Here is a 1,344-nt window from a genome sequence, read left to right on the forward strand (position 1 = left end):
TCTGGTGGCGCCGCCCGTCGCTGGCGCGCCGAGCTTGCCGGAGCCGCGCAGCGGCGCGATCGCTTCCTCGTAGCGGCCAAGCTGACCTTCGCCTATGACGATTCGCAGATGGGCGATGCGGGGATGCGCGAGGAAAACGCGCGCCGTCTCGGCCAGCATCGGCTGTCCGCCGCCGAGGTCGCGATACTGTTTCGGCTCCGCGAAGCCGGTCCGCGCGCCGGCGCCGGCGGCGCAGATCAGCGCCGCGACCTTGGGATTGCCGCCGGAGCTCCCGGCGCTGGGCTCATCGTTCGCCATGGGGCCGCTTCTAGCCAAACCGCGATGTTCTGTCCCGCGCGAGATTGGTCATTGTGCCAAAGACCGAGTTGGCTAATATGTGTGCAGAGGGGTTCGCGACTAATTTATGAGCATCACCGGCTTTCCTGAACCAGCGGTTGCGGGCCTGACCATCGGTCCGGCGCGCCCAGCCAACAGCGTCGTTCTCGCTCCGATGTCGGGCGTGACCGACATCGTGTTCCGCCGGATTGCGGCGCGTCTCGGCGCCGGCATGGTGGTGTCCGAGATGGTGGCCTGCGCCGAGTTCGTGCGCGCGGACGAAGAATCGCGGCTGCGGGCGGAGGGCTCCGGGCTTGATCTTCACGTCGTCCAGCTCGCCGGGAGGGATCCGGCCTGGATCGCGGAAGCGTCCCGGCTCGCGGTCGCGGCCGGGGCCGACGTGGTGGATCTCAACATGGGTTGCCCGGCCAAGAAGGTCGTGGGGGGCCATGGCGGCTCGGCGCTGCTCAAGGATCTCGACCTCGCGACCCGGCTGATCGCGGCCGCGGTGGCGGCGGCCGGCGCGCCCGTGACGGTGAAGATGCGGCTCGGCTGGGACGCCGATTCGATCGTCGCCCCGGAGCTCGCGGCCCGCGCCGAGGCGGAAGGCGCAGCGCTCGTCACCGTGCACGGCCGCACGCGTTCGCAGTTCTACGAGGGCAGGGCGGACTGGTCCGCGATCCGCGCCGTGAAGGAGCGGGTGTCGATTCCCGTGATCGCCAATGGCGACCTGACGACCGTCGAGCATGCGCCGGCGATGCTGGCGGCCTCGGGCGCGGACGGGGTGATGATCGGGCGCGGCGCGCAGGGGCGGGCGTGGTTCCCCGGCCAGGTCGCGGCCTATCTGGCGACCGGCCGCAGGCCCGCGCCGCCGTCGCTCGCGACCCAGAGGGAGCTCGCGCTGGAGCACTATGAAGGCCTGCTCGGCCTCTATGGCCGCGACACCGGCGTGCGGCACGCCCGCAAGCATCTCGGCTGGTATCTCGACGCCGCCGCCGCGAGCGTGGGACGTGGTCGAGCGTCGTGGTC

At 71.2% G+C, this 1,344-nt stretch carries 2 protein-coding genes; one reads left to right on the forward strand and one right to left on the reverse strand.

What is annotated here, in order from left to right:
• On the reverse strand, positions 1–297 hold a 297-nt coding region (locus tag ACIKT0_RS18350), incomplete at its 3' end, for a 2-C-methyl-D-erythritol 4-phosphate cytidylyltransferase (protein WP_407106758.1).
• 106 nt (positions 298–403) lie between these two features.
• Here ACIKT0_RS18350 and dusB point away from each other — a divergent pair.
• The coding region (dusB, locus tag ACIKT0_RS18355) for a tRNA dihydrouridine synthase DusB (protein ID WP_407106759.1) at positions 404–1,344 on the forward strand (941 nt) is incomplete at its 3' end.

The sequence above is a fragment of the Hansschlegelia beijingensis genome, from assembly GCF_045505405.1.
Taxonomy (GTDB): Bacteria; Pseudomonadota; Alphaproteobacteria; order Rhizobiales; family Methylopilaceae; genus Methylopila; species Methylopila beijingensis_A.